The 467-nt window shown below is 61.7% G+C and carries 1 pseudogene; it reads left to right on the top strand.

The window, feature by feature from the left end:
• Positions 1 to 467, top strand: a pseudogene (locus H6A20_RS13150) (hypothetical protein); the annotation flags it as partial.

Here is a 467-nt window from a genome sequence, read left to right as displayed (position 1 = left end):
CCCGGCTGTCCCTGTATGAGCATCAGTCTACCTACAGTCCGAACCTGCCGCTTCGGATGCTGATGTACCTGTCGGACGTCTATGAGGAGATGACGAGGACGTGCAACGTATACGGCCGGGAGAAGGTGCTGGTCCCGCCGCCGCAGTTCCTGATCTTTTACAATGGAAAGGATAAGCAGCCGGACCGGCAGGAATTGCGCCTGTCCGACCTGTATGCCGTGCCGGCGGAGGAGACCTGGCTGGAGCTGAGGGCCGTGATGCTGAATGTCAATGCGGGACACAGCCCCGGGCTGCTGGAGGCGTGCCAGACGCTGAAGGAGTACTCCCTGTATGTAGACAGGGTGCGCAGGTATGCGCAGGAGCTGCCGGTCGAGGAGGCGGTGGAGCGTGCGATCCGGGAATGCATCGGGGAGGGGATCCTGGCGGAGTTTCTGGAGAAGAACCGTGCGGAGGCGAGGAAGATGAGT

It is taken from the genome of Mordavella massiliensis, from assembly GCF_016901695.1.
GTDB classification, from domain to species: domain Bacteria; phylum Bacillota; class Clostridia; order Lachnospirales; family Lachnospiraceae; genus Claveliimonas; species Claveliimonas massiliensis_A.
The sequence above is the reverse complement of the archived record's forward strand: the minus strand, read 5'-3'. Positions and strand labels throughout refer to the sequence as shown.